Origin of the sequence: Vibrio crassostreae, from assembly GCF_024347415.1 — a bacterium.
GTDB classification, from domain to species: Bacteria; Pseudomonadota; Gammaproteobacteria; order Enterobacterales; family Vibrionaceae; genus Vibrio; species Vibrio crassostreae.
In genome coordinates this window covers 49,401-75,151 of the sequence record NZ_AP025478.1, presented here as the reverse complement: position 1 = coordinate 75,151, position 25,751 = coordinate 49,401, and the positions used below count along the sequence as shown (strand labels likewise).

Annotated in this window: 22 protein-coding genes; 19 read left to right on the top strand and 3 right to left on the bottom strand. The window is 47.2% G+C overall.

Annotated features, from left to right (window positions below):
- Positions 1–11 precede the first annotated feature (11 nt).
- From OC193_RS24650 to OC193_RS24640, 3 genes are all read right to left on the bottom strand, one after another.
- The gene (locus OC193_RS24650) at positions 12–1,808 is read right to left on the bottom strand and encodes an FAD/NAD(P)-binding protein (RefSeq protein WP_048660704.1); all 1,797 of its coding nucleotides are present in this window, start codon (positions 1,806–1,808) and stop codon (positions 12–14) included.
- A 254-nt stretch (positions 1,809–2,062) separates the two neighbouring features.
- On the bottom strand, positions 2,063–3,013 hold the full coding sequence (locus tag OC193_RS24645) for a hypothetical protein (RefSeq protein WP_207895004.1): 951 nt from the start codon (positions 3,011–3,013) through the stop codon (positions 2,063–2,065).
- 722 nt (positions 3,014–3,735) lie between these two features.
- A complete protein-coding gene (locus tag OC193_RS24640; protein WP_048666136.1) occupies positions 3,736–4,569 on the bottom strand; it encodes a hypothetical protein in 834 nt (277 codons plus the stop codon).
- A gap of 868 nt (positions 4,570–5,437) precedes the next feature.
- On the opposite strand from OC193_RS24640, the gene OC193_RS24635 reads away from it, so the two are divergent.
- From OC193_RS24635 to OC193_RS24545, 19 genes are all read left to right on the top strand, one after another.
- The gene (locus tag OC193_RS24635) at positions 5,438–5,563 is read left to right on the top strand and encodes a TraY domain-containing protein (protein WP_244155004.1); all 126 of its coding nucleotides are present in this window, start codon (positions 5,438–5,440) and stop codon (positions 5,561–5,563) included.
- A 343-nt stretch (positions 5,564–5,906) separates the two neighbouring features.
- Positions 5,907–6,275, top strand: a complete 369-nt coding sequence (locus tag OC193_RS24630) for a hypothetical protein (RefSeq protein ID WP_048660709.1) — start codon at positions 5,907–5,909, stop codon at positions 6,273–6,275.
- Positions 6,276–6,450: 175 nt separating this feature from the next.
- Positions 6,451–6,738: a type IV conjugative transfer system pilin TraA gene (traA, locus tag OC193_RS24625; RefSeq protein WP_016800088.1), complete on the top strand. Its 288-nt coding sequence runs from the start codon at positions 6,451–6,453 to the stop codon at positions 6,736–6,738.
- 9 nt (positions 6,739–6,747) lie between these two features.
- Positions 6,748–7,050, top strand: coding sequence for a type IV conjugative transfer system protein TraL (gene traL, locus OC193_RS24620; RefSeq protein WP_048666135.1), 303 nt, complete (start codon positions 6,748–6,750; stop codon positions 7,048–7,050).
- Between the two features lie 14 nt (positions 7,051–7,064).
- Positions 7,065–7,640: a type IV conjugative transfer system protein TraE gene (gene traE / locus OC193_RS24615; protein ID WP_048666134.1), complete on the top strand. Its 576-nt coding sequence runs from the start codon at positions 7,065–7,067 to the stop codon at positions 7,638–7,640.
- The gene (gene traK, locus OC193_RS24610) at positions 7,627–8,412 is read left to right on the top strand and encodes a type-F conjugative transfer system secretin TraK (protein WP_017096434.1); all 786 of its coding nucleotides are present in this window, start codon (positions 7,627–7,629) and stop codon (positions 8,410–8,412) included. Before traE ends, traK begins: the two co-directional genes overlap by 14 nt.
- Positions 8,402–9,946: a TrbI/VirB10 family protein gene (locus OC193_RS24605; protein ID WP_048666133.1), complete on the top strand. Its 1,545-nt coding sequence runs from the start codon at positions 8,402–8,404 to the stop codon at positions 9,944–9,946. Before traK ends, OC193_RS24605 begins: the two co-directional genes overlap by 11 nt.
- Positions 9,943–10,338 carry a type IV conjugative transfer system lipoprotein TraV gene (traV, locus tag OC193_RS24600; RefSeq protein WP_017104313.1) on the top strand — a complete coding sequence of 132 codons (396 nt, stop codon included), beginning with the start codon at positions 9,943–9,945 and terminating at the stop codon, positions 10,336–10,338. Before OC193_RS24605 ends, traV begins: the two co-directional genes overlap by 4 nt.
- A gap of 150 nt (positions 10,339–10,488) precedes the next feature.
- A complete protein-coding gene (gene traC, locus OC193_RS24595) occupies positions 10,489–13,038 on the top strand; it encodes a type IV secretion system protein TraC (RefSeq protein WP_132957374.1) in 2,550 nt (849 codons plus the stop codon).
- Complete coding sequence (gene traW, locus OC193_RS24590) at positions 12,989–13,720, top strand: type-F conjugative transfer system protein TraW (RefSeq protein WP_048660715.1); 732 nt, start codon at positions 12,989–12,991, stop codon at positions 13,718–13,720. Before traC ends, traW begins: the two co-directional genes overlap by 50 nt.
- Before the next feature lie 158 nt (positions 13,721–13,878).
- Positions 13,879–14,889, top strand: a complete 1,011-nt coding sequence (traU, locus tag OC193_RS24585; RefSeq protein WP_207895005.1) for a conjugal transfer pilus assembly protein TraU — start codon at positions 13,879–13,881, stop codon at positions 14,887–14,889.
- Positions 14,890–15,142: 253 nt separating this feature from the next.
- On the top strand, positions 15,143–15,856 hold the full coding sequence (gene trbC, locus OC193_RS24580; RefSeq protein ID WP_132970467.1) for a type-F conjugative transfer system pilin assembly protein TrbC: 714 nt from the start codon (positions 15,143–15,145) through the stop codon (positions 15,854–15,856).
- Between the two features lie 37 nt (positions 15,857–15,893).
- The gene (gene traN / locus OC193_RS24575; RefSeq protein WP_132957380.1) at positions 15,894–17,621 is read left to right on the top strand and encodes a type-F conjugative transfer system mating-pair stabilization protein TraN; all 1,728 of its coding nucleotides are present in this window, start codon (positions 15,894–15,896) and stop codon (positions 17,619–17,621) included.
- 23 nt (positions 17,622–17,644) lie between these two features.
- A complete protein-coding gene (traF, locus tag OC193_RS24570) occupies positions 17,645–18,430 on the top strand; it encodes a type-F conjugative transfer system pilin assembly protein TraF (RefSeq protein ID WP_080968098.1) in 786 nt (261 codons plus the stop codon).
- A 174-nt stretch (positions 18,431–18,604) separates the two neighbouring features.
- Positions 18,605–19,018, top strand: coding sequence for a type-F conjugative transfer system pilin assembly thiol-disulfide isomerase TrbB (gene trbB, locus OC193_RS24565; RefSeq protein WP_048666213.1), 414 nt, complete (start codon positions 18,605–18,607; stop codon positions 19,016–19,018).
- On the top strand, positions 19,015–20,421 hold the full coding sequence (locus OC193_RS24560; protein ID WP_048666212.1) for a conjugal transfer protein TraH: 1,407 nt from the start codon (positions 19,015–19,017) through the stop codon (positions 20,419–20,421). Before trbB ends, OC193_RS24560 begins: the two co-directional genes overlap by 4 nt.
- A gap of 3 nt (positions 20,422–20,424) precedes the next feature.
- On the top strand, positions 20,425–23,238 hold the full coding sequence (traG, locus tag OC193_RS24555) for a conjugal transfer mating-pair stabilization protein TraG (protein WP_048666211.1): 2,814 nt from the start codon (positions 20,425–20,427) through the stop codon (positions 23,236–23,238).
- Between the two features lie 83 nt (positions 23,239–23,321).
- Positions 23,322–23,852, top strand: a complete 531-nt coding sequence (locus OC193_RS24550; RefSeq protein WP_048666210.1) for a hypothetical protein — start codon at positions 23,322–23,324, stop codon at positions 23,850–23,852.
- A 469-nt stretch (positions 23,853–24,321) separates the two neighbouring features.
- Complete coding sequence (locus OC193_RS24545) at positions 24,322–25,347, top strand: hypothetical protein (RefSeq protein WP_048666209.1); 1,026 nt, start codon at positions 24,322–24,324, stop codon at positions 25,345–25,347.
- Positions 25,348–25,751 lie beyond the last annotated feature (404 nt).

Here is a 25,751-nt window from a genome sequence, read left to right as displayed (position 1 = left end):
TGAGCCTGAGCCTAAGACAACTGTTTAAATAGGGAGCTGACCGACCGACCTGCATCGATAATTGCCGTAGAGTTAACACCAGGTCTAGGTACGATAAAGGTGTAAAATTTATTGCCTTCTGTTGGAATACCCAACGCCCAAATGTTATTTTGCTCGATTCCGCTTGCATCGATCACATTCATGTTCGGTGTTACATCAATACCACCGGGGTGATAATCTCCATTGAAGTAAAGTCTTGTATATTGATTAGCTAAAAGGTTTTTCCAAAGCTCAGTCCCATCGTCTTCCGGGCTGTGCATAGAGATATTGGCATGAATTTTTATGTCGGCTTGTTCTTGTAGTTCAGGCCAGACCGTTGATTTGAGAGTTATCGAGTTTGTATTCGAACAATTCATTACTTCTGGCGAGGGGCCAAGATTTAACTTGAGTACACCACTTTTTAGCAAAGCGACCATCTCTTCTATTCTTTCTTTTGGTGGACCGACGGCGAGCCGGTTCATCAAAGGTATAAACACAGAATCAACCCACCGATGTGATTTTTCCGTCAGGCCTTTAAAGTCGATAACATCTCGAATTATGTCTCTTAAGTCACGTAATACGTCGCTAGCAGATTTTATTGGGCTATTGAGGTTCCCTTTTTTAGCTTCTTTAATATCGGCCTCAAGGTAATCTATTAGCCAAGCAATATAGACTTCTGGAGATTCAAGCGCGTAGCTTGGGACTGGTGCTGCGAGTTTCTCCCAACTAAACCTATCTTCAATCGCAATGGTTTTAGCTACTAGAACTTTCTGTTCATTCGTTTGTGAGTATAGAAACTGGTTACAGAATTTTTGCGCCGCAATAAGCCCTTTTTTTTGGCTTAGGTAGCTTTCGTAGTACGCATACTCCATATCTTTTATAAGCAAAGGCAGTATGTCTTTTATAAAATTGACGTCCCCTCGCTCTCTAAGGTTAGCTACCTTCGTAGGTGTTAGAAACTTAGCATGGTACTGCTCAGAGGTGCCTTTTTGGTTTTCTGCTCTCCCGGACAAAGGCAGACCAGAACGTGAATATGCGATGATTTTGGGCTCATTTCCAGAAGGTAAATATTGAAGGCTACCTCTTTGAGGACGGATGAACTCTCCACCACGTCCAATCGACAACTCTGCCAGAATGTCGCAAGCCGTCAATCCGAGCCCTTGGAGAGCGACAGTTTGATTTGAAGAGATATTTTTTAGTTTTTCTTTTATTGGGTATGGATTAAAAATTTCTTGGGCAGTATCAGGATTTATATATTTGGCTTTCGTATGCCCTGTAGTTAAGTAGAGATATTCAACATTGGTGATGATGCTTCGGTCATCAAGCAAATTCCAAGAATGATCATCCAACTTGTTGATATCAATAACTTCAGAAGGTACATAGTTGATCGTGATATGTGAAAAGGACATCTCAACAAGGTAGTGAAATACCCAATTTAGATACTCACCAAACAGAGCACGAGAATAGTATTCGTTCGGCGAGATTGTTTTAGGAGTTAACTCATCTTTGGGCCTTTCGCACAACCATTGATAAAAAGTAGGTCCTGAAATTACATTTTTAGCTTCACTCACACTTTCATCGGCGAACATAGTTATTTGAGAGCTGACGGTATTTACAAGTAAATGATTCGGTTGTTTGACATCATGACATCCAGAACCTGGAAGGTTTGGGTCAAATACCGTTATCTCTAATGGTTGATGAGGGGTATCTATTGAGAGGGCGATTATACGCTCTAAAACGCTTAGTCCTCGAGGGCCAATACCAATGATGCCAATCGTACGATTTTTCATAAGGAGCCTTGATGATTTTAATCTGTTATTTATTTGAGTTGTAAATGTAATTAATTAGTAATATATAAAATCTGTTCATAAAGGAGCTCCCTGCTCATGTTGTTTTATCCATAATTAATATTTAGAGTTGACATATCATTACTAATGAAATTCGGTTACGTACGTATATTGAATTTCGTTTAGGTCGCTGCGCACCGGACTTTAATGGTTGTTGACCAAAATTAACCCAGCAACAATAGAAAGAAATAATTGCATTAGGGCTGTCTGTAAAAAATAGTCTCTGATAGAGCTAGATTATTTAAAAGCTTCATTTCGAGCAAATGACCCATTCTCATAAGAGTCGTTTCATCAAGAAGGTAATCAGAGTCGGGGACATATTCTGTCAGCATTCGGACTAAGGTCATCACATCATTCTCTCGTTTGGCCACCGCCAGTTTCTGCATTAAACTATGTTTATTTTCTTTCTTTAACGGGTCAGACTCTTTATCTGGATGGATAACACTCGCAATGCGTTTGTACATTTTGTTGAGTTGAGTACCTCGGAACATTTCTTTGATGTTAAGCGAGTCGTCGTCTTCACTCTCAAAATAATCGAATTCAAAATCGTCCCAATCGTCCTCATTTTGGGCCCGTGGTGAAAACGAGTCGTTATTATGTTTAACAAAAGAGGCCCATAAGGCACTGATAAAAGCTTCAATGGCGAATGGATCACCAGAAGCCAGAATTTCACGGATTTTTTTGTGGGGTAAATCAATATCAGCGCCGAACATCTCCTTCATGCCGTTTTCAAATTCTCGACAAGCTGCATTGAGCGCTTGCTGTTTCTCTTTCTGAAATACTTTATTATGATAGGTTTCATACTCTTCGCACAACGCCTCGACTTTGTCTCTATCATTGATAAAAGGGCGATCAAGCAAGTCAATTAACTCCTGTTCAATCGCTTGCATCAAGCGATTGCGGATATTGGTTTTGAGTTTTTTTGAGGTCAAAAATGACATCAAGTGCTTAACCCAGGCACAGTGAAGATGGTCGAGCTTTTTATCATGGGGAGTCAGTTTATCTTTGTATTCAGAAAAAAGCTGATTGACCTTGAGCTCAGCCCTTTGATTACGCCGTTCATTTTTTTCAATCTTCCTCCAGAGCTCAGATAAATAATCCGACTGAGAATGTGGAACGTTGTTTGAGTGAAAAATAGGAAGTGTCATATCCGTCCTTTTCTCTTCTAGTAACCCATGTGTTTTTCTAGGCTAACAGCGTAAGAAGAGAAACACCTCGAAGTAATACTAATTTATGTTCCTTGAGTTTGAATTACCCTCTGACGCTGATAAATCGAAACGCTAATCTTAGTATTCAAGGGGCCATTCATTTTGTAAAGCAGCAAGCTTAAGCGGCTGAATAAGAACCGTGACCATTTAATGAAATTAAGAAGAAAGCCTCTCACAGCGCCATACTGCTCTTTTTAGGCTGCAATATTGACAGCACTAAAAACCCTCGCCCTGCTAAGCCATACCATCCGGATGAAGGTGGACGTTAAGTAAGGAGATGATGAAAGGGAGCCACCTGACTCAGCGTTTAATCGAAGAAGGTTCCTGTCGTATGACAAAAGAAGGTTGCCGCGCCGTTTTTTTTGCTTGTCCTTAAGTATTTATTTTTCTATTGATTTAATTATATTTATCTTTATACGTAGTGTTCATAAGCGCAGCCCCTTATTGATGGCCATTCTAGCGGTCTTTTTTATCCTTCCTTTCTTGCACGGCCTTTCTTATAAAAAACCGTGAATAGAGAAATCCCTTCCGAATGAGACTGCGTGCGCAAGATAACCCTGAATAACCTGTTGGGAGAAACCAGAAAAATGAGAGATAGAGCAGGGTAGGCTAAGGTTCAGACGTGCTGATCCCTCCGCCTTCGCGGAGACGAACGTGTCTTTTTAATTAGGGGCCAGGTCCGGTTGATACTCACTAAAGAAGGCTGAGGTTGATTGCGCATAGGTGTTTAACGTTGACGCATTGAAGATCTCTTGTATCCCTGACGCGATCTTACGGAAAGAGAGCCACTGAAAGCTCAGTCCTTTCTTGGTCTGGCGTTCCCGTGTTGCGAGGATCAATTCGCTGATGTTGGTGTAACGCACGACTTTTAAGTCATTAAAGAAGCGAGGTGTAAACTGTTTGTACGCGGGTGCACTGCGTATCGTCCCTTCGTCTTGGTCGACACACACATTGATCCGCTCACTGTGAAAATAGCTGGCACGCTTTAGATACTTCACCGCTTTAGCAAAGGACTTCGGCGAAATAAACTCTCCAAAGCGCAACGCATAATCTTCTTGAAGCTGGTCGTAGCTGATGGTTTTCAATCCCGCTTCGGTGGGCAAACCGATGCGCCCTCCAATGAGGTCTGTGTTCGGCAGAGTGCACGCTAATACTTTCGCAATTAAGGTGCGACACTGCACATTATTCACCGCTTCACCGCCCCATGCATTAAGTGACGGGAAACGATTGGGGTTGGTAATAAATTCTTCACACCCTTTTAAGATCCGCGCGTATTCTGGCGGTAGGGTTTCTACCTTACCGCTTCGAAGCAACCGGCGAGACTTGAATCCGATCTCAAAAGGCGTCTTAGGGTTCCGCGCGTTCTCTTCGTCAACGACACGTTGATACAATTCAATCAAATCCAGTTTCCGATCCTTACGCTTACGGCGATACTCCGCATCGTAACTCGATTTATCGAGCGGGGGAGGGGAGGAGTCGTGTCCAGGCGTCTTCATAACATTCACCGTCCACGTTTAAAACACACAGCACTTCATCCCGAGGGATAAACAAGCGGTGTGATTGAGAATGTGTTGGTTGGGCTTAGCCCACGCCAAGGCTGAGTCAAAGGAGTCATATTTTGAGGTCCAACAGTTTTTAGAGCTGTTCGGATTGGTCGTCCAAACGGTGAAATTTCAACCTATCTCAACCGAGAAAAGAAATCAAACGCTGGTTTTTTAGACACAAAAAAGCCGTCTACTGTTGGGGAGACGGCTTTTTTGCGAGTGCTATATAGTCAGAGTACCACCTCTAACACACTCTAAATCCTAGAAAAAACACACGACATTGGGCACTACAGGAGTAAGCAATGTCGTGTGTTTTAACCTTATAGACCTCAGGTAAGTATAGCGTGTCGTCGCCTGATATTTCAAACGCTAAGTGTGCCTTGGGATTTTTCCCTTAACATAACAAATATAATGCGTAACCAAAAATAGCAGATAAATAACAATGAGATAACAAATAACCTTGAAAAATTTATAGCACATCAAAGAATCCCAATAAAAATAATTAATGGATTAATTATTTAAAATTAAAAACAAAGGCAACGTTAAATTTAATAAAATAACCATTAAAATCAAAAGTTTAATTTGGTGCGTATTATATTTGTTATGTTAAATTGCAAGATTGAGAGACCCATCACAAAAGCAAATAAGTTTAATAATTCTGGGTCACTTTTGAACGATTAGAGGGTTCAGCGATATTTCAGTTTGAACTCGGTCGTTTCGGTTTTTCTTAATTGAAAAGGATTTTGTATGAATTTGAAATCAGAATGTAGGGTTGATAACAAGGAAGTCGGTATCGCTTTTAGTCTTTCAGCAAACGCGAATAAAACCAGCAAACGCGAATAAAACGTTAACGCTATCGGCGAAAAGAGCAGAACGGGCCAAAAAGCGCGAAGGGAAACTTCGATTAGAAGATCATCTCAAACGTTTTCCCAATTGGTCGCTGTAACGAATGATATTGCCGTCTGAGATCTTATTTCAGATGGCCTCGAAGGTGGGCTGCCTTCACGATTGCAAAAAGCGCCGCAGAGGGGCGCAGGCCTGCGTAATATGCCTAACAAATTCAGGAGCCCTCTCTGGGGCGACGTCCAAGGCTGTTTTTCTACTCAATTAAGCACGCTGGTTGAGTGGTGAAATAGAGTTACTTGGGAATACCAGACACCACACCCTTTGGATGTGCGCATTCTACTACAAGAATGCTCAAGCCAGTTTGTAGCACGGCTCTTGAAAGAGAGCCCATTGTTTTGCTTTTTTAAAAGAACAAAACAATGTCCTAAAAAGGAGTGTGAACGATGCAGATTATCTACGGACATTGTCGTACAGATGAGGCGGCGAATGTATTAGGCCACTTTGTTGAACAAGGGGATTTTGTCAGCGTCAAAGAACTGGGAACGGTCGGGCGTGAACACATGGCGTTTGCCGCCTTACTGTCTTTTACTGGACACCTTTCATTCCCTTTCTATTGGAAGGGTGTTCATTTTGTTGCGGTTCAAAAACAAGTTCAATCAGTTAACCGTCTCACTCTCCCAGCTTCAAAGAATGCTTGTAAAAAACGTTATCGGAAGCTTAAGAACACCATCATTAGCGCTCAAAATTGGAAGCAACATGTGAGTCGTAATCGCGGTTTGAAGTACGCGAAATCTTCTCTGTTTTCTTTATGATGCGTGCCTATACCTGTCGATTTTAACCTTTCTCCCTACGCGCCGTTTAATTTGCACGTTGCACGGTCTGCCTAGGACAACCTAACCCTTCTTCCCAGCTTCTCAGGCAAGGAGGTCTTTTACTCCATCATGACCAAACACTTGATAAATTTATCACTCAATAAGGATATTTATTATGAAAAAACGCACCCAGCGCACCCTCCTTGTCGGGCTTGGCGTTGCTGTCTCGACACTTCTTATCACTCAGCCCGCTCTGGCTGCCGATATCTTCGCGTCAGGTAAACAAGCCATGAAAGACTCGGCGGGCAAAGGCTCTGCGGTTGAAACCGCGATGCTGGGGACTGGGCTTGCGGGGGCGGTCGTCACTGGACTGATGAGCCGTAACTGGTTTGCGGCCGTTGGCGGGTTCATTGGCGGCTCAGTCTTGTGGAATGTTGGAGCACCACTCGTCGGCTTAGGCTAAGGAGTCACAATGGAAGACCCTCATCAGTTTTTTTCTATTCCAAAACACATGAACAAAGGTCGTCGCTGGCTCGGGTTCCGAGTTGATGAACTCGTGCCTGCCCTCTGCATTTTTGGCCTCTCATTCTGGCTTAAACACGAAATGATAGGGCTGACGTTATCGCTGGCTTGGTTTGGGGGATTACGTTACATCAAAGCGCAATACGGTGACAACATCGTTACCCTGTCACTTTATTGGTGGGGGGCTTCCTTTGTCCATCCCACCCTCTTTAAGCGTACCCCCTCAGCCTGTCGTCGTTACTGGATTTTCTAAGGAGACCCTTCATCATGGATCCGTTTGTTAAACGGGATAAGCTGGCCGTCAAAAGCCTCCTCAATCTTTTTTTGAGTGCAGGCTTTCTTGTTATGCTTATCACTAACCTGGTGTTGGGTTACACCAGTTATCAAGCCCTTACCCATCAAAGCCGAACCCTAGTCCCGCCCACCCTCTCTCAAGCCTTTACGGTTTCGGATGGCGCGGTCGATGATCCTTATCTTGAGCAAATGGCGGATTATCTTCTCTACCTGAAACTCAACATCACGCCGGCAAGCGTTGGACGTCAGTTTGGTCAGTTACTTGAATATTTAGACGAGACAAGCTGGTACAACGTTCAACCTAAGCTGCTTCGAGAAGCCACGGTGGTTAAAAAAGATAACATCAGCAGCCAATTTTCTGTCGAGTCGGTCCGAATTTCTCTCGACACTCTCCAAGTACAACTCTACGGGAAACTCCAAAAGCACGTAGGCCAACGCGCACTAGATCCGGAGATGAAGTGGTATCAAGTCAACTTTAGCTATGACCAAGGCGTCATAGGTTTACTCTCCATTGAAGAAGTCGAGGTCAACACCGATGAATCTTTATGAGCAATCATTCACCCCATCGCAGCAATGGCACCCTTATTTTTTATCCATCGCGCTTTGGGTGGTCTTTTTCATCCCCTCTTTTGCCCTGGCTGAAAATGCCGCCATGGTGAGCTATGAGTTTGACGAAGGCGACACGATCCCCTTGTCACTCTCTTCCATTAACGTGAACCGTTTACTGGTCAACAATGACCGTATTATTTCGATCGTCTGCCCGAAAGGGTTTTGCACCTCAACGGGCAACCAAAAAGACGCTTCCGGCTCCATCACCTTAAAAATTAACCTTCCCTTACCGTTTACCGCGCACCTGACGACAGAGAAAGGGCGATTGTTTGCGCTGTTTATTACCCCCAAAGCTACACCATCTTTGGTCACGGAGTTTGTTTGGTCGCAAAATTACAAAGAGCAGCAAAGCCCGATTGAGCAGGCGGCGGATTATCCCGCCGCCATGACAGCGCTCACCAAAGCCATGATACGTTTTGTCCATGATGGCGCTCCCATTGCTGGTTTTAAACGTCACGACGTTGACCCCAAAACCTTACCCAAAGATGAAGCGTCACTGGCCATCATCCCTCAAACGGTCTTCGTGGGCCGTCATTATTCTGGGGTGGTTTATCAGCTCAAAAATCAAAGCCGCAGTGACATGGCGCTGACCACCGCGCAGTTCTACAGCTATTCCGCACGCTCAGCCGCGCTCGATGCCTATCAATTAAAACCTGGGCAAACTACCACGCTCTATCTCATTACTGGAGGAGGCGCCACCCATGCTCGATAAACAAAAAGACGCCTTGGGCCGTTTTAAGAAACGCGTCTTCAAAGACACCGACGGGGACTTTGAAGACGGCGGCACGATCAATGCCGTGACAAGAAAGCGCAATCGCACCATTACGCTCACGGTATTGCTGATATTGACCGCCCTGGCTTTTGTTGTTTGGCGGTTAACACTGTCTCCCCAAGCGCCAAGCAAGGGCATTCAAGATGTCGGATTTGGCGCTGTCGTCACCGATGATTTTACCGACAAAGACAACCAGTCCGCCCTGACGTTTCAACAAGACAAAATCAACCAAATAGAACAAAGCTTAGCGCGGTTTGAAGGCACATTAAGTCGCTTTGGACAAAGCTTAACCTCTGAGTTAGAGAACATTAAAAAGGCCAATGAGCGCGATACAAAATCGCAACTGACAGAGCTTGAGCAGCAGATGCAACAAAAGCTCGATGAAGTTGACGCGCTCAAGGCGCAGCTTGAGACGCAATTAGCCTCAACCCTCAAGGCAGGCGATCCTTCGACTCAACACGGCATCGAGACCAACCAGGGAGACACCTTTGGCCAATACAAACTGCCCCCAAGACCGGCCATTAATAGCAACATGGATAACGCCAAGGTGAATGAGTTCCAGTACCAAGAGCAAGATGATGTGGCCTTTAGTGGTGATGCCTTTGATAGCTTTGAATTTCACTGGCAAGCCAGTGTCGAGGAGAAACAATCCCGTCGCACGACCGATAACTACGTGCCAACCGGCACCTTTGTGACCGCCGTAATTACCGGCGGCGCTGATGCTAATGGGGGCGTCTCTGGACAAGGGGATACCTCACCGATTGTCTTTCAGACAGTCAATCAGGGGGTCTTACCCAACGGTCAGGCCTCTAAATTGAAGGATTGCACGATCACCGGCGCCGTCTACGGTGAGATCTCATCCAGCCGCGGCGTCGCTCGCACCAGTAGAATGAGCTGCATACAACCCAATGGCGATATTCTCGATATCCCCGTCAATGCGACCGTGTTTAACTTTGGTCGCAATGGTATTCGCGGTACCACCATTTTGAAAAACGGTAAGATCGTTCAAATGGCCGGCATTGCGGGGATCTTGCAAGGCGTAGGGGATGCAGGTAAAGCGCTGGCACAAACCACGACACCGACGGCGCTCGGCCCAAGTCAAAGCATCAACAGCGATAAAATTGGCTTGAATCTGCTTGGCGGCGCCACGGAGAGCGTTGGCAGCAAATTGGCGGACTACTACATCAAACTGGCCGAACTCTATCATCCGATAGTGGAAGTCAATCCTGGTGCCATCGTCAATATTGTCTTTTTGGAAGGCTTTCCATTAGATCCATTGCTGGCCGATGAATACGAAACGCGTATGAATGAGCAGCGTGAGCAAGTCTCCAACAGCAATCAACTGTTAGATGTCATTACCAACACCCCCTCTCTTCCACCAACCACTCAAACCGCCCCCATCAACCCTTTAGCGCAAAAAATCACCCAACAAGGGTTAAGCCGCGTGGGCTTTGGGCGTGAGGAATCACCATGAATAGGCACGCTTTGTTTTCACTATCGATACTCTTAGGTCTGACCGGTTGTAGCGCGGGCTTTGAGAGCGAATACAGTTGCGATCAGGTCGGCGGCGTTTCAGGTTGCGTCACCATGAACGAAGTTCGAGACAACCTATACGGTTATACCGGAGGCAGTGGTAACGCCACGGTCTCTTCTCAAGCGCGTCTCGCCCCACCTTCCGCCTTTACCTTACTGCCAAGGCGCAATCGAGAGGGGGAGCCAGAGCGAAGCCAAGAAGACGTTAAAAAACTCACCGTCTTCCCTTTCATCGACAAAGACAATCACTACATCGATACGATGGATGTTTACTTTGTCTTAGACGATAGCCGTTGGTCTGGGCGCCCTGCGCGCGCGATTTGGAAAGATTGATTAGGAAAAAAAGAAACGAAGCTTAAACATCATTTTTATCATGGGCGCGCGACATTCAGTCTCAGCCTTCTCTCAATGAGGGGGGAATCCATCAAGCGGTCCAAGATTGTGTCACGCCCCCTAACATTAAAATAGAAAAAGGGATCCCCCATGTTTTCCTCCTCACGCTGTGGCTTATCCGCCTTATTTCAAGAGGCCAAGCAAGCCCAAAACCACCTTCACCATGAACTGCCGTATCGAGATTACGATCCCATTGAGCGGGTGTTCGACAATCCCCACTCTCGCGGTTTTGGCTTTAAAATCAGTGTCCTTGGGGGCGCTAACGACGATTTAATTCAGTCGTTAAGCCACCTCATGGGGGATTTGCCTGCAGGGGATAAATGGGACTATCAAGTGCAGCTGTTTGGTCACAACCGAGTGGCGCACTATCTCGAAGGAAACCAAGCTCTACTCAGTCAGCGAGGCGGTATCTGCCAGAAGCTGGCTAACGATGACGCCATTTACGCCCACTACGCCGCGCAGCACGGTTTTTTACACCGACAAAAAAACAATCGCTTTGATTTGCGCGATTACGACGCGTTCTTTTTTGTCTCCACCACGGAAAAAGACCCACAAGAGCTGCTTGATGCGCGAATGACTCTAGAGACAGGACTGGCGCAGCTTGGTTTTGATTTACTGCCCGTCACGCCTGAGATGTTGCTGACCGATGTGAGTGATATCTTAAACTTTGATAAACGACAAGACCGGCCAAAGGAAAAAGGCTACAACCCGTTAGAGCCTTTGAACCTGCAAGCCCTCTCTCCCGATACCGAAGCGTTAACGCATCGTGGCCATATCGCCACCCGTCATACCAATGACCAAGGGGAGGAGGTGCGCACACGGCTGGTCAATTTGGGACTTTCTCGTCTGCCTGGGGATTATCGCTTGTACGCCTTACCTGAGGCCTTTTCTTCTCTTCGCAACGTTTCTCGTAATATCACTTGCCCTCACCGCGTCACGTTGAGCTTTCGTAATGAGCCAACCGGTAAGCAAAATGCGGATAACGATAATAAGATAAAAGACTTAACCAAGACGGTGAACAGCCAAATGGCGCTGCTGGCTCCAACAGCGGAAGATGAGCTCAAAGAGCGAAAAGCCCTACAAAAAGGTCTGTTGTCTAAAGAGTTTACCATTGCGTCTATGGTACTCACGGTCTCCCTGTTTACCGATAAGACCCACCAGAAAAAAGACACCCAAGCGGCGAAGGAGTCATTCAGCCATGCTGGCCTTGATATCATTCCCCTGAAAATGAATCAGCCACAAGCGCTGCTTTCAACGTTGCCTTTTATGATGAGCGAAGGGTTGTGGGGCGATTGTAAAAAAGCCGGCCGAGTTCGCACGTTAAAAAGCTCTAATCTGGTGAACCTCTTCCCTCTCATCATGGATTTTTGTCAGTTAAAAGGCGGCGTATTGCTGCCCACGATGCGCCAGCAAATTTCTTTCTTTAACCCTTTCACCTGTGGCAGTGATAACCAAAATATCGCTCTGACCGGCGGCTCAGGCGCAGGGAAAAGCTTTCTGGTTCAAGAGATTGCCGAAACGGTTTACGCCATGGGTGGTAAAGTGTGGATCCTCGATAAAGGGGCCAGCTATAAAAAATTGACGCTCAGCCTTGGGGGGACGTACATGACGCACGCCAACATCTTCTTAAATCCCTTCACGCATTTAGGCGCCATGCAAAGTGCTGAGTTTGAGTTTGTGGATGATGACGGTAGACCGGTCGACCCCATGATGGAAGCGCTCGATAATATCACGGCGTTGTTTGCCACCATCGCGTCACCCTACGTCCCACTGACGGCGTTTCAACAAAGCGTCTTAGGCGATGCGATAGTGACGGCATGGGAGCGTAAAGGTAATCAAGCCTTGGTGGATGATGTCAGAGACGCCTTGATTGAGGTTGCTGGAGAAGAAAGCGACCGACGCATCAAAGACATTGCGGTGCAACTGAAAAAGTTCTGCACCGACGGCATGTACAAAGATGTGTTCAACAAGCCCTCCATGCTCGACCCCAGTGTGGAAATCACCACGCTGGAGCTGGATGGGTTTCCGCCTGCTGTGCTCAGACCCGTGATTTTTGCGTTGATGGTGTCGATTAACCAGCAGATGTACCTGGCTGGCTCTCGCTCTACCCCAAAGCTGTGCATCATTGAAGAAGCCTGGAGCCTCCTCTCTGGGGCAAACGAGCAAGCGAGGGAGTTCATCAACACCGGTTATCGCACCGCCCGTAAGTTCGGCGGCGCTTTTTGTACAGTGACTCAAGGGATTGAAGACTTCTTTAGCAACGAGGAAGCCAAAGCCTGCTACAACAACTCCGATATCCACATCATTCTTCGTCAAGGGGAAGGGTTTGATGAGTATCTGATCCAAAACCCGGATGCCTTCTCACCGTTTGAGCAGCGCCTCATTAAAAGTTTCGCTCCGTCTGCCGAAGCGGGATACAGCAGTGCGCGCATCAAAGCGGGTGGCCATGTCACCTATCACCGCTTTTTCGCCTCTCCGGTGAAACGCGCCATGTTCTCAACCGAGCCTAAGGAGTTTGAGTATTGTGAAAATCTTTATAAACAAGGCCACTCACTGGAGCGCGCCATTGAGCAAACCTCCAGGCACTTTTATGGCAAAGACATTGACGCCTTTAATCAAGCCATTGGGGCGAGCGCTTAAATCCCCCCTTTTTCTTTTGGTCGCTGGACTGGCAACGACAAATGCCGCTGGAAAGAACTTGGGCCAAGTGGCCCCTATCTTCCCCATCGGTGAGATTGACATGCTGGAGTGGATTGACCAAAGACTGAAAGGGTTTGAGGCCAGTGGTCAATTAGCGGACATGCAAAACGAGTTCACGGAGCGCGCCAAGCAAAGCATTGAAAACCCACCGCCCGTTGCAGGCTTAACCACCACGATCAACCCCCGCACCTTTTACGTTGACCCAAGCATCACCCTCCCTAAAGACATTATCGCCCCCACTACAGGAGCCGTGATTGCCAAAGCGGGCACCAGAGTGAACCCCTTTGAACCCCGCACTTGGCCAAAGGTCGACGGTCAAAACGTTCTACCACGATTTGAGTTAAGTAAGGTGCTGGTCTTTTTTGATGCCAGAGACGCGCAGCAACGAAGGTTCGCCAGCGAGTATCAAAACGCCAAGCCAATCAAGTGGGTACTGACAGGAGGCAGCCCGAATGAAATGGCGACCTTATTGGACGCAAGAATGTATTTTGCGCAGCAAGGCCACTTAACCCAATCGCTTAACATTACTCACGTCCCAGCGATTGCCTACCAAGAAGGCACGCGCTGGCGCATCGATGAGGTGAACGTATCGGGTTTGCACCCCTTGGCGATAGAGCAATAACAATGACATCGCATTGGAAGTGCGCACCTCCCTTGATCATGCTTCCAGTATGACGCTTTTTTCTCTTAACCAAGCTCGCTTTTGGCGGCGATAATGGGGCGAAGCCTCTTGTCGAGACAAAAGGAGTACCACGCTCGGCGTGGAAAAAGGACACCCCCATGACACAACGACACTTTCGTTTACTGTTGTGCTGCCTATTGGTTTTTATTGCCCCATCAACCCTAGCAGCCAGTGCAGCGTGTAAAAGCCGTTTTATTAACCCCATGACCGATATTTGTTGGGATTGCTTGTTTCCGATGACGATAGGCTCGGCCACCGTCATGCCTTCTAAGTACCCCGATACGCCCAACCCCACACTGCCTATCTCTTATTGCCCTAAACCGCCGCCTATCTTTGTGCAAATAGGCATCAACATTGGCTATTGGGAGCCTTATGCCTTAACCGATATCACGCGCGTCCCTTACTGTATGGTGAACATGGGCGTGCAAATGTCCGGCGCTAACACTCAGCGTATCGGTGGGCGCGTGACCGCCCGTGACAGTGACAGCAGTGACGGAGGCTTTTATCACGCCCATTGGTATAAGTACCCCGTCATTTATTGGCTGCAACTGATGCAATCCACCGCCTGCATGGCCACGGACGTTTTTGATGTGGCCTACATGACGGAAATTGACCCACTTTGGGACGACGATGAGTTATCCCTCATTCTCAATCCCGAAGCGTTACTGTTTGGTAACCTGGTGGCGCAGCTTGCTTGCGTGCCCGAAGCCCTGTTGACCTCCACTAATACTGCCTTACCTATTGATGCGTTATTTTGGTGTTTAGGCTCACAGGGCAGTGCCTATCCGCTCACCGGCACCACCAACTATCGAGACACGCCCATCCAGGCGGCGACACTCTTGATGGAAAAGCTGAACTACAAACTGCACCGGCAAGGGATCATCTGGGAGACGCGCGGCGAAGATGGCGCGATTTGTTATCAATATCCCGATCCTATTTTGCCAAAATCTCGTTATCGGTATCAAATGTCGGGGCCTATTCCCGATGCCGCCTGGTGTCACCCGTACACCACGACAACCACACTCTGGGAAGCCGGCCATGACAACCCGGTGACAGGGGATAACTTTGGTTTTGTACAATGGCGAAAGCGCAACTGTGTCTTTTTATAAGGTGACGCGATGATGCCCATTCTTCCCCACAAAAATGAAACGGACCTCTTTATTGCCAGTCACCCTGACTCCCTTACCGATTTTTTAAAAACAGAGCTCGCCAACCACAAGCACATTTACTGCTGTTTCCCGCTCTCGCAGTTTTGCTTCTCGTTTTGTCGCGATCTCAATGCTCGTAAGGTGCTGTCAATCAGCTTCCAAAACGCTCACACCCTCTACCCACCCTTTCAGCGGCCATAATGAAGAGGTTACTATGACCATTCCATCTTTTGAGAGCACCTTTAGGCGCTCTCTTGTTTTTCTGTGTTTTTTTATCGCGTTACCCGCCCAAGCTTACACTGAGCAAGAGCTCAAAGCTTTTGCCAAGCTTGAGCAAAAAATGACTCAACAACCGGAGGCGGCGAAGACGTGGCCTACGGACGACATACAAAATAAAGCCCAGGCTTATCGAGAAGAAGCGCTGACTCTCAGCCGCAATGTTCAAGATTTGATAAAAGAGGAGAGCCTGTCCCCCTTATTGGGGCGACAAAAGCCCACGCGCCACCCTGACCAAGCCCCAAAAGGGGTAATGGTGTTTGTTTCACTCACCATGCCCAAGACCGCGCTCAAACAGCTTCTGATGCAAAGTGAGCACTTAGGCGTTCCACTGGTGATACGCGGTGTCTTACCTGAAGGTTTTCCGGCCACGGCCAAGCGGATCGAGGCCTTGATACGCTCCCCCAATAAGGCGCCCATTCAAAGCGGCTTTTCCATCAGCCCTGATTGGTTTAAGCAATTTGATATTCATCGCGTACCGGCCTTTGTTTCGGTCAAACAAAACCGTTGCTTACCTAAGCAGCCTTGCAAAGCCAGTGACTACGACATCCTTTACGGCAACATTTCACTTTACCAAGCTCTGGATTACCTCGCGGCCGGGGATGCGCAGCAAAACATTCATCCACTGTTGCGCGCGCTCTATTCCCAATAACCCTCTTTCGCCCCCAACTTTTGATGAGGTGCTCCTTATGCGGATTTACGCCTGGACTGCGCTCACGCTCAGTTTTTTTTCGACTCTCGCGCTGACCAATGAACAACACACCTTTACCGAGAGCGCCAATTGGGCAAAACAAACGGCAAGCCAAGCGCTCGCGCCTCATGCCCTGCCACTCAATGTTGATGACTATTGCAAAGACGCCACGTGTCGAAAAGAGATCCGCAGTCCAAAAGAATCCACACTGTCAGACAGTGAGATCAATGCACAAAAAGGGACAGAGTTTGTGACCAATGGATTGGCTCAAGACATCAACACCCACTTTAATAAAGGGCGCCCCGATGTGAAAAGCGACCCAGCGATGCGCTTTGCCTTACTCGGCCAAGAGAATGCGTATGAAATCACTCACGGTCTCTCAAATGCCTATGTGGATTGTGATAGCGGCTCCCAGTGCCTTATCGAACACATTCCTAAACAGTGTCATCGTCCAACGAATAACAACGTGCCTTGTACAAAAGTCCCCGTTGCCTCCGTGAGCACCGGTGAGGTGAACTACCGCTGTCCATCCGGTTGGACACAACAAGGGAGGGATTGCCAACGCCCCCTCCCACAATGCCGATACAATAATGACAATTACGTGAGGCAATCAGGGACTAGAAAAGGTTTTTCGGGATCAGAAACCACGTATTTTTGGGATGGAAAGATAGTCTCTCCCAACCAAGGCTACACGCTTGGCGATTTAAAACATACCATCAACTTAAACTGGCAATGGAGCGCATACTGGCATAAACGCTACGAGATTTGTCGACCCACCACACAAACGAAAAAAGCCACCTTGAGCTGCTCAAACGGATTCTCCTTATCCGGAGGGAACTGCATCAAAAACACCATGATCTGGCGAACACAATGCCGCCTGATGAACTCGTGCCAGGTCACTCGCCAGCAATGTATTGAAGGTCGAGCCACCCGCACCATTAATGGCATTCCCACCACGCTCAATTGTTGGAAATATCGGATAGACCATCGTTGTGACCGCCCTAACACCTGCGCAAACCTCCCGAAAGACTGTACGACTCAAACTCAACATTGCAGCCTTAAGCAAAATGGGGTGTGCATCGAGCAAGAGGTCACAAAGCGTTGTGCTGAGAAGACATGCCGAGCCACTGATCTGCAATGTGGGGAGCACTCCTTCTGTCTTGACGGGGAGTGTTACGAGGGGGCGCCCAAATTGAATAGCAATTTTGATAAGTCCGTTGCGGCACTGGCAGGGCTTGCCGAAGCCGTGAAAGACATCGGCGACCCACCCAAAATATTCACGGGAAAGCCGATGAAGTGCAGTAAGAAACTCGCGGGCTTCAACGATTGTTGTAAAGACTCAGGATGGGGGCAAGGATTGGGAGCGAAATGCAGCGAAGCGGAAGAAGCGCTGGGGGAAGCCAAAGAGAAAGGCTTAACCCTGTACGTGGGGCAATACTGCGCCAAGAAAGTGCTTGGTGTCTGCACCCGTAAAAAGCGCAGTTACTGCGTTTACGACAACAAGCTGGCCAAAATCATCCAAGAGCAAGGGTCTCTTCAGCAACTGGGTAAACGGTTAGGCAGTGCTAAAAATCCCACCTGCGCCGCCATTACGCCCGAAGAACTGGGTCAAATCAATTTTGAATACATTGATTTTAAAGAGTTCTACCCGGACATGCGTGCCAACACCAACCTCCCCAACTTTGATGAAATCAAGAAACGACTTCAAAGTGCCACAGGCGGATAACCGCCTCCACGGAACCAAGGTCTATGATGATGAAAAACCCTCTGCTTTGCGTCCTTACCCTAGCGCTGCTGACTCACCTCCATCCAACTCTTGCTCAGGAAACCCCTCCTGGGTGGCGATGGTACAACGAGCCAAAAGCAATGCCCGTTAAACCCAAACCTAAGCCGCTGCCAAGTAACACTCAAACCACCGTCTCAAGCCCTAAAACCTTATCGGCCACCGAACAGATGGCCTGGTTTCACTCTGTGCATATTGAAGCGCAAAACGACGCGGCCATTCATCCCAAAGATAAAGACAAGCTCTCAAAGTTTTTAGCGTTGAATCATTTTATCACTGACCAAACCGACCAATTAGGCATGACCTTTAAAGCGCTGCTGCTCGAAAGACCGGAGTTCTCTTACACCAAAGACCATCCGACCGAGCAAGCGGCAAGACAAGTGTATTTAGCACTAGAGGACAAGAAGAAAACCGACGCGGTTGAAAAGATGAAACAAGACGGATGGGGCTTTTTCTTTGTTTATGAAGGAAAAGATACGCTCAGCCAGCAACTCGCCCCGTCCATTCAAGCGTTTGCTGACCAATACCATTTTGAGCTCCTTGGGATCAGTAATGATGAAACCTTCATCACTCACCTCAAAGAAAACCGCCACAACCAAGGCAAAGTCACGGTGCCTTTTACGCCCGCCTTGATTTTGGTCCAGCCAAGCACCGGAGAGATGAAGCCACTGGCGTACGGCTGGATAAGCAAAAATGATTTAATTGGGCGCTTTTACAACGTCGCCACCAACTTTGAGCAATCGGATTTTTAAAGCGAATCAATCCATATAAAACCACCAAACGCCATAAACAGAGCCAGTATGGCAAGTCACTCCAACCATAGTGCAACGTTTGATACAACACACCCAACTTCGTCCAGACCACTCTCTTAAATGATGTTCACTTTCTTTTATTTCTCCTTTTACCCTAAAACGTAAGGAGGCGCTATGCCATTTCTTTGTACCCTTGCGCTGGCTTTTTTAATTCATGCCGCCAGCGTACACGCGGTCATGCAAAACCAGTATGCCCTGGTGTTCTTCTTTGAAAGCACCTGCCCGTACTGCCATAAGACCGCTCCTAAAATCACTCGCCTTGGCGAACGATTTCAATTACCGGTTTACGCCTTTTCTGTTGATGGGCCGGGCATTCCAGGGTTTGAGGTCCCTATTCCTGTCACACCAGAAATAGGCAAGACCTTTTTTCCCGCCCAGAGGAAAACGGTCATGCCTGCGACCTTCTTAATGAACGTAAACAGCCGTAAGTTCTCACGTTTGAGCATTGGAGACGTCCCAGAAAGCACGCTGGCTCAAAGCCTTCAGCACGCCCTTAACGACCCGCGAGTACAGGAGGCTCTCCAATGACGCGTTCACTTTCCCACCATTTATCCACCGTTTCGGTGCATAAGCGAGTTATTCCTTTATTTCTCATCAGCTTAACAAGCGCTAGCCACGCCAACACCAACCACTCACTGGCCCGCTTTTTTGATGATTCAGGGTATAACGCCAACGTCTCGAATCCGACCGCTTACCAAGGGCAATCGGCCAACTACTACACCGGGGGCAGTTTGTTTGTGCGTAATCAAATCGTCGAAGCACAGTTGGTCAGCGTCACGGTTCCCTCCATCAGTGCGGGGTGCTCTGGCATTGATATGTTTATGGGGGGATTTTCCCACATCAGCTCAGACCAACTGGTGAAACTGGGCAAAGCTGTAATTCATAATGCCCCTCCTTTCATTGTCAATTTGGCCCTGCAAACCTGGGCGCCGCAGCTCAAGCAAAACCTGGACAATCTCCAAGCCAGGCTCGACAAATATCTCAATCAATCGGTGAACTCTTGTGAAGCCGCGCAAGCGTCCATCGGTGGACTGGCCGCCTTTGCCGCTCCTGCCACCAAAAAGCACGTCTGCGCGACGCTCGGTACACAAAACAACGCCTTCTCGGATTGGGTACAAGGTCAACATGAATGTGGCGCAGGGGGCAAAGCTGCGGATCAGCTAAAGGACGCCAAAAAGGACCCAGCCCTGAAAGACATGACCCAAACCCATCACAACGTGGTCTGGTCCGCGATCATGAATAACGCTTTTTTGTCCTCTGACAAAAATTTAGCGCAATTTATGATGAGCTTGTCAGGCACTTACGTGTACGACAAAAACGGCAACCCGCGTTACTACCCGAGCCTTTTGACCGACAACAACAATCTGGTCAATGTCTTGCTTGAAGGGGGGCAGGCGGACGTTTATCAGTGTCGCAAAACAGCCCCTGAGGCGTGCATTACCCTCGCCAAGCGCAATAACCTCTCCATCACTCAAGCCAACGGGATTCAAAACCAGATACGCACACAGCTGGAATCGATACTGCAAACGATAGCCACCGACCAAAAACTCACGGAGAAACAAAAAGGGTTTCTGGATCTGACTCAAACCCCGGTACTCAAGTTCTTTATTGACGACTTATCCGCCAATCAATCGCCCGATACCGGCAACTACTCACGAATGATAGCGGTGGAGCTGCTTAACCAGTACCTCGTGAGCATGTTAAATGTTGCCCGCCAATCCTTGGCCAACACCAATAACAGCCAGGATGACATCGCTCTCATCACGCGTGATGTCGATAACGCCAAACGCTTTACTGCGGGGCTGGCCGACAAAGCCATTGAAGCACTCAACCACCGTAATCAACTGATTGACTCGCAAAGAAAAACCGCGCAGCAAAGCACCAAAGAAATCAGCACGACCACCAAACCGATACCGGCTTATAGGAACTAACCGATGATACTCGAATATTACACTTACACCTCCGGCGAAGTGGTCAACAAAGCCTTTAATGCGTTGGCCACGTTTTTTAGAACCAATACCTTTGGGGATTACTTACAGATGTGCATGATGCTGGGGCTTATCACCAGTTTGTTTATCTTCATGCTGTCACGCAATCCTAAAGATCTCATCAAATGGATGGTGGTGTTTTTTGCCGTCCCACTGTTTCTTATCAATATGAAAGCCGACATGCTCATCATCGATAAGACGCAACCGGGTAAGGCTTACAAGGTGGATAATGTGCCTTACCTCGTGGCCGTGCCTACTTACTTTTTCTCTTCGATCATGGTGGGGATGGCCGAAGGCGTGGAAGGCATTTTCACCACCTCCGACGATGAGCGTTATGGTCGTACTGGGATGCTGTTTGGCTCTGAGCTGTATCAGCTCTCAAGACAATCCAGAATCAATGAGCTGGAGCTACAAAAACTCTGGCGAGACTACTTTCATAACTGCATGATTGGGGATGTCAGAATCAATGGAAAATACACTTGGGATGAACTCTTTGCCGCGCCTGATATTTTTGCCTTTCTAGACGGCGTTAGGCAAAGCCCACTGCGCGCGCTCTTTCTTGATGAAGGGGGCGGCCGAAGCAGCTACAAACTGTGTGAAGAAGCCTACCCCATCATCAAGCAGCGCTTTAATGATGCCGCCGATAAAAACATGAGCTTGTTAGCGCATCAATTGCTTGGCAAAGACGCGGACCGTTATAAGCCCCAAGTGGTGCAATCGCTGCAGCGCAGCTACAACAAATTTTTTGCCATCAGTACCAGCGCGTCCAACACCATCAAACAAAATATGTTGATGAATGAGCTGCGTTACAACTTTGATAGCCTAGATCCAACGCAAGCCGCGCTCAATTACGCCTACACCACCAACAAACTGCAAACCACCTCGATGTGGGCGTCCTTAGGGTTAATGGCAAGAGAATACTTACCGATGCTCCATACGATGCTGTTTATGTTGTTCGCGTGTTTGGGCTTCTTTGTTGCCGGTGCCACGGTCATTCCTGGCTTAACCATGATGGTGCTCAAAAACTATGTTGGGACGTTTGCCTTTTTGGCCACCTGGCCAGCCTTATTTGCCATCATCAACGGCTTTCAGCTTTGGGGATTGGAATCTCTGTCTACGGATGTCTCGGGGAAGTTCGGAGGGCTGGTGCTCTCCAACGCGAATACCGCGGATGAGTTGCACAGCCGCTTCGCCTGGATGACCGGTATTTTGATGATAGCCGTCCCTATGATAGCCAAAGGGATTTTAAAAGGCGGTCAAGAAGTCCTGTCAAGCATGAACTACCAGCTCTCAAGCATGATTAACTCGACCAATGCCAGAGCCAGTGCCGCGGCGTCCTCGGGTAATCTAGATTTTGGCAGTATGCAGATTGACAACCACAGCATGAACAACACGCATGCCAATAAGTTTGATACCAACACCCTCGCCAACCAAGGTCATACTTACACCCAAAACCCAGACGGCTCGGTGACCACACAACATGGCGATGGACGCACCACCTACGACAGCACACAAACCACCAGTCGCGGCAACATCAGCGCCAACACGCAAAGCATGCTGCAAGAGAGTGTGGCGAATGCCCGCAATCAAACGCAGCAAAACCTGGCTCAAACCAGTACCCAACTAAGTCAAACCCTCCAAGGAGGCGCTGCGCTGAGCGACCGCTGGCATGACAGTGTGGGTAAAAACCTGGCTTACGGTGAAGGCAGCACCAGTAGCTTTAACACTCAAGTCAGCGAAGGTATGAATGACATGCAAACGGCGGTGAACAGTGTGAGTCAACAAACCGGCTGGACGAAAGAGCAATCACACGCTTACCTACAAAGTGTCTATGGCGGCTTCGAGGGCAGCGTAGGCACAGGCAAAGGCACGTCGCCCTTCAATTTAGGCGCCAGTGGTGGCGTGAAATGGTCTGATGATGAACGTACGGCGTACAGCAAGATGAATACCGAGCAAAAGCAGCAGCTTGAACAAGCGACGCAGCAATACACCGAAGGGGCCAATGCCGTGACCAGTGCCGGCAGGCAGGTGGACAACAAAGATACTCGAACGTCGGTTGAGCAGTTTGCGCATGATTTTGCGATTAACGCCAGCAACACCAAGTCTCTTGGTGCAAGTGCATTACAAAGCCAATCAGACTTGAGCGCACTCTCGAATACTCAAACCCGCCTAGACTCTGGCAGTGCCAGCTTTACAGCCAACGCGATTCAAGGCTTCCAGAATTACTTGGAAACGACAGCTAAATTAGACCAACCAGACGTCCAACGTCTAATGACCGCGCACCAACCGGAAGATATTGCGCAGGCGAAAGAGCAATGGCAATACTACACACGCACCGAAGCGTTCGCCACCATGGCGGGGCTCGATGGTGACGCGGCAAAAATTGTGGGCAAAATGAACCAAGCGCACCAAGCCACCACCCCAACCCAACAACCAGAACTGACACCCGAGCAAAACAACACGATGGAGAAGGGATGGGCTAGTACCGTCGATACCGTGGCTGCTGCCCGCACGGCTATGCTGCACAACAATGAAACGGGCGGACTGTTTAATCAAGCGCGCTTTGATGGGGTTACCGATGATGTAAAACTTCAACAAGAGGAAGCGCAGAAACCCATCATCAAACCTGAGCCGATGATTGAACTGACAGTCAAGTCGCAGGTAGAAAAGGAGATCACTAGACCCGAAAGGACGGAATACGTCACCTCCGACCAAGCCTATCCTGCGGTGCCAAGATACACACAAAATTCGAAAGAATAATACTTAACTAGGTGCATAAAAAAGAACTTTATGCACAGCCTAAATACTGGTATTATGATCAGGTATCTAAAGGGAGAATGACCATGAAAACAGTCTTACCATTGCTACTGCTTACTTGTGCGAGCGTGCAAGCTCAACCCCACTCTCCTGAGCTCACCCAACTTCTGAGCGAGATACATGAGCAATATGACACAGCAACGTTAGCTATGCCTAAAAGAGCAATGGCAGACATCACCAAACTGCCCTACTTCTTGCAGCACATAGATGAAACGGACACCGTAGAGTCCATACGCTTAAACGCCTACTTGCAAGGTTTGCATACGGCGTATTTTGACAATGCCTATAATCAAAAACGCCTAGGTGGTGGAAGCTGGTTCTGTATGCGCGACACCATGGCACTCGACCCAAGGCGTCACCCTGAGTTTATTGTAGAGCTCATCTGGAAGGTGTTAGATAAAACGGCAAAAATCGATCCAGAAGGTTTTAGACAAGGAAATTATGCAGCAGCTTTTAGTGTAGACACGGCAACTGTCATTAACTACGGCTTACAAACCGAATACCCTTGCTACAGCCCTATCCCTAAATCGTTACAATTTAACGGCTGGAAATATTAATCTCGGCATAGGATATCCATCGAAAGTGAATGTAATTTCAGGAACAAAGCCAGTACGAGAAAATAGGAACGGGTTAAATGTCTTTGTTCTAAATTAGGTATTCGTTGGCCGCTGCTGTTTGGGCGCAAGAACGTTCCTTTCGACCCTATAAAGTATCCTCTTAAAATGGCAGCGATCGCATCGATACGCTACTATTTGTTCTAATGAATCATTAGAGTAGTAGCTCTAGCTCATTTCTGCCCCAAAACTTGTTAGATCAAATGCTCTACACATTTTAGGGGCGTACGCTTTACCCTACTAAAAGTTATCCGATAGAGTGTACCCCAAAATTATTGAGCCTTCATTGTGATTGTTTGGCCTGTTAAACTGCCTTTTTAATTAGTTAAATCATCAAACTATCTTGTTGAGGATTATAAATCACTGAAAATATTGTTATTATCCTTCGTGTCTATCAGTAGAACCGACTCCCATGAGATATCAATCCGCTCCTGTAGCCCCAGAAGAACGACAAGAAACCACAAGAGAACGTGCAGAACGTCAACGCCGAGAGCGTCAAGAAGAGTTGAGATATACCGCGAGTGATGAGAAGCGATGGAAGGAAAATCGTGAACGGGTTCTTCGAGAGAGGGAGCGAGTTAAATTACCTCCAATCGAAGAAGTGCCTGAAAACCCAGAGTTAGACAGTGTTAGTTTTGATGATTTTTATTATTCTGTAGCGCCATCTTTTGCTCATAATTCAATTATAGAAAAAGGTTTGATTCCAGCCACAGAAGAACTAGTTTTAAAAGGTGCAACATGTGGAAATAATGATCTTTCTAAACGATCATTAGCCAATAAAAGATTACTATATCAAGCATCCTGTTCGGGTAGAGCTTTTCAGCGTGAGTTGTTTGATTCGAATGTTATTAAATTAAAAGAAGCTGTAAAAGAACTTTCTTCTAGTAATCTTTCAATGAAAGAAATTACTGATAATATCAAATATGAATCTAGGTATTTACCTGAGTTTAGAAAAGAAATTGCAAAAAACTTTATCAATGGAATACCCGATAATAATTTTATAGCTACAACGCTATTAGGTGCCAAAAAAGTAAATAGGACAATATCTAATCAAACTACAATCGATAAATGTTTATCATTGGACAATGATATTGAGCTAAAAGACATTTTATGTTTCAGTGCTTATGAAGCAGCGAGTAAGGAAGCGTTCGAGAATTGCTTAGGTAAATTATATTTAACTACATCGATAGATAATATCGCAAAATATACAGGATATAAGTGTGATCCGAAAAAAGAGGATGATTATGCTTACCTTTATCGAGTTCCTAAGAGTTTAGTTATAGTTGCAGGGGAAGATACGCAAGAAGCGGGGGCCGTTTTTACAACAACTGTAATTCCTCCGAGTAATCTAGAATTCATGAAGACTAAACCGAATAGAGTGTATAAAAAAGAAGATTTTAAAAATGAACAATTTGAGCCTTTAAAAATAAATTTGTAGGAATAAATGTGTCATTTATTTAACGTAACGTCACTTGGTGCGCACCTAACATAAACCAATCTTTTTTCTAGTGCGATTTCACTTATCGCACTAGCTCTTCACAACTCACTTTGCCATACCTGTTGTTATTCATGGTTTGCTAATATTCTATTTTGCGAAACTCATTTTTGTCCAAAAACGTGTTTCAGATGATTGGTTTCAAGTGTGATCACCAAGCGATTCTGTCGTATCTTAATTACCAAGAAACAGACCTCAGCATTCAGCCCTTATAAACAAAGGGCTGGCGACTCACATTGAACTTTTCTGAAATGGGCCCAAATACACTCGCCCAATCACTGTCCGGTGATGCCCATCATCAACATAAAGCTCACCATCTCTAATTACACAGAGACCAATTTCGCTTT

Bases quoted from the DNA above. Each gene is read 5' to 3' on its own strand.
- OC193_RS24650 (WP_048660704.1), bottom strand. From the start codon at position 1,808: ATGAAAAATCGTACGATTGGCATCATTGGTATTGGCCCTCGAGGACTA.
- OC193_RS24645 (WP_207895004.1), bottom strand. From the start codon at position 3,013: ATGACACTTCCTATTTTTCACTCAAACAACGTTCCACATTCTCAGTCG.
- OC193_RS24640 (WP_048666136.1), bottom strand. From the start codon at position 4,569: ATGAAGACGCCTGGACACGACTCCTCCCCTCCCCCGCTCGATAAATCG.
- OC193_RS24630 (WP_048660709.1), top strand. From the start codon at position 5,907: ATGCAGATTATCTACGGACATTGTCGTACAGATGAGGCGGCGAATGTA.
- traA (WP_016800088.1), top strand. From the start codon at position 6,451: ATGAAAAAACGCACCCAGCGCACCCTCCTTGTCGGGCTTGGCGTTGCT.
- traL (WP_048666135.1), top strand. From the start codon at position 6,748: ATGGAAGACCCTCATCAGTTTTTTTCTATTCCAAAACACATGAACAAA.
- traE (WP_048666134.1), top strand. From the start codon at position 7,065: ATGGATCCGTTTGTTAAACGGGATAAGCTGGCCGTCAAAAGCCTCCTC.
- traK (WP_017096434.1), top strand. From the start codon at position 7,627: ATGAATCTTTATGAGCAATCATTCACCCCATCGCAGCAATGGCACCCT.
- OC193_RS24605 (WP_048666133.1), top strand. From the start codon at position 8,402: ATGCTCGATAAACAAAAAGACGCCTTGGGCCGTTTTAAGAAACGCGTC.
- traV (WP_017104313.1), top strand. From the start codon at position 9,943: ATGAATAGGCACGCTTTGTTTTCACTATCGATACTCTTAGGTCTGACC.
- traC (WP_132957374.1), top strand. From the start codon at position 10,489: ATGTTTTCCTCCTCACGCTGTGGCTTATCCGCCTTATTTCAAGAGGCC.
- traW (WP_048660715.1), top strand. From the start codon at position 12,989: ATGGCAAAGACATTGACGCCTTTAATCAAGCCATTGGGGCGAGCGCTT.
- traU (WP_207895005.1), top strand. From the start codon at position 13,879: ATGACACAACGACACTTTCGTTTACTGTTGTGCTGCCTATTGGTTTTT.
- trbC (WP_132970467.1), top strand. From the start codon at position 15,143: ATGACCATTCCATCTTTTGAGAGCACCTTTAGGCGCTCTCTTGTTTTT.
- traN (WP_132957380.1), top strand. From the start codon at position 15,894: ATGCGGATTTACGCCTGGACTGCGCTCACGCTCAGTTTTTTTTCGACT.
- traF (WP_080968098.1), top strand. From the start codon at position 17,645: ATGATGATGAAAAACCCTCTGCTTTGCGTCCTTACCCTAGCGCTGCTG.
- trbB (WP_048666213.1), top strand. From the start codon at position 18,605: ATGCCATTTCTTTGTACCCTTGCGCTGGCTTTTTTAATTCATGCCGCC.
- OC193_RS24560 (WP_048666212.1), top strand. From the start codon at position 19,015: ATGACGCGTTCACTTTCCCACCATTTATCCACCGTTTCGGTGCATAAG.
- traG (WP_048666211.1), top strand. From the start codon at position 20,425: ATGATACTCGAATATTACACTTACACCTCCGGCGAAGTGGTCAACAAA.
- OC193_RS24550 (WP_048666210.1), top strand. From the start codon at position 23,322: ATGAAAACAGTCTTACCATTGCTACTGCTTACTTGTGCGAGCGTGCAA.
- OC193_RS24545 (WP_048666209.1), top strand. From the start codon at position 24,322: ATGAGATATCAATCCGCTCCTGTAGCCCCAGAAGAACGACAAGAAACC.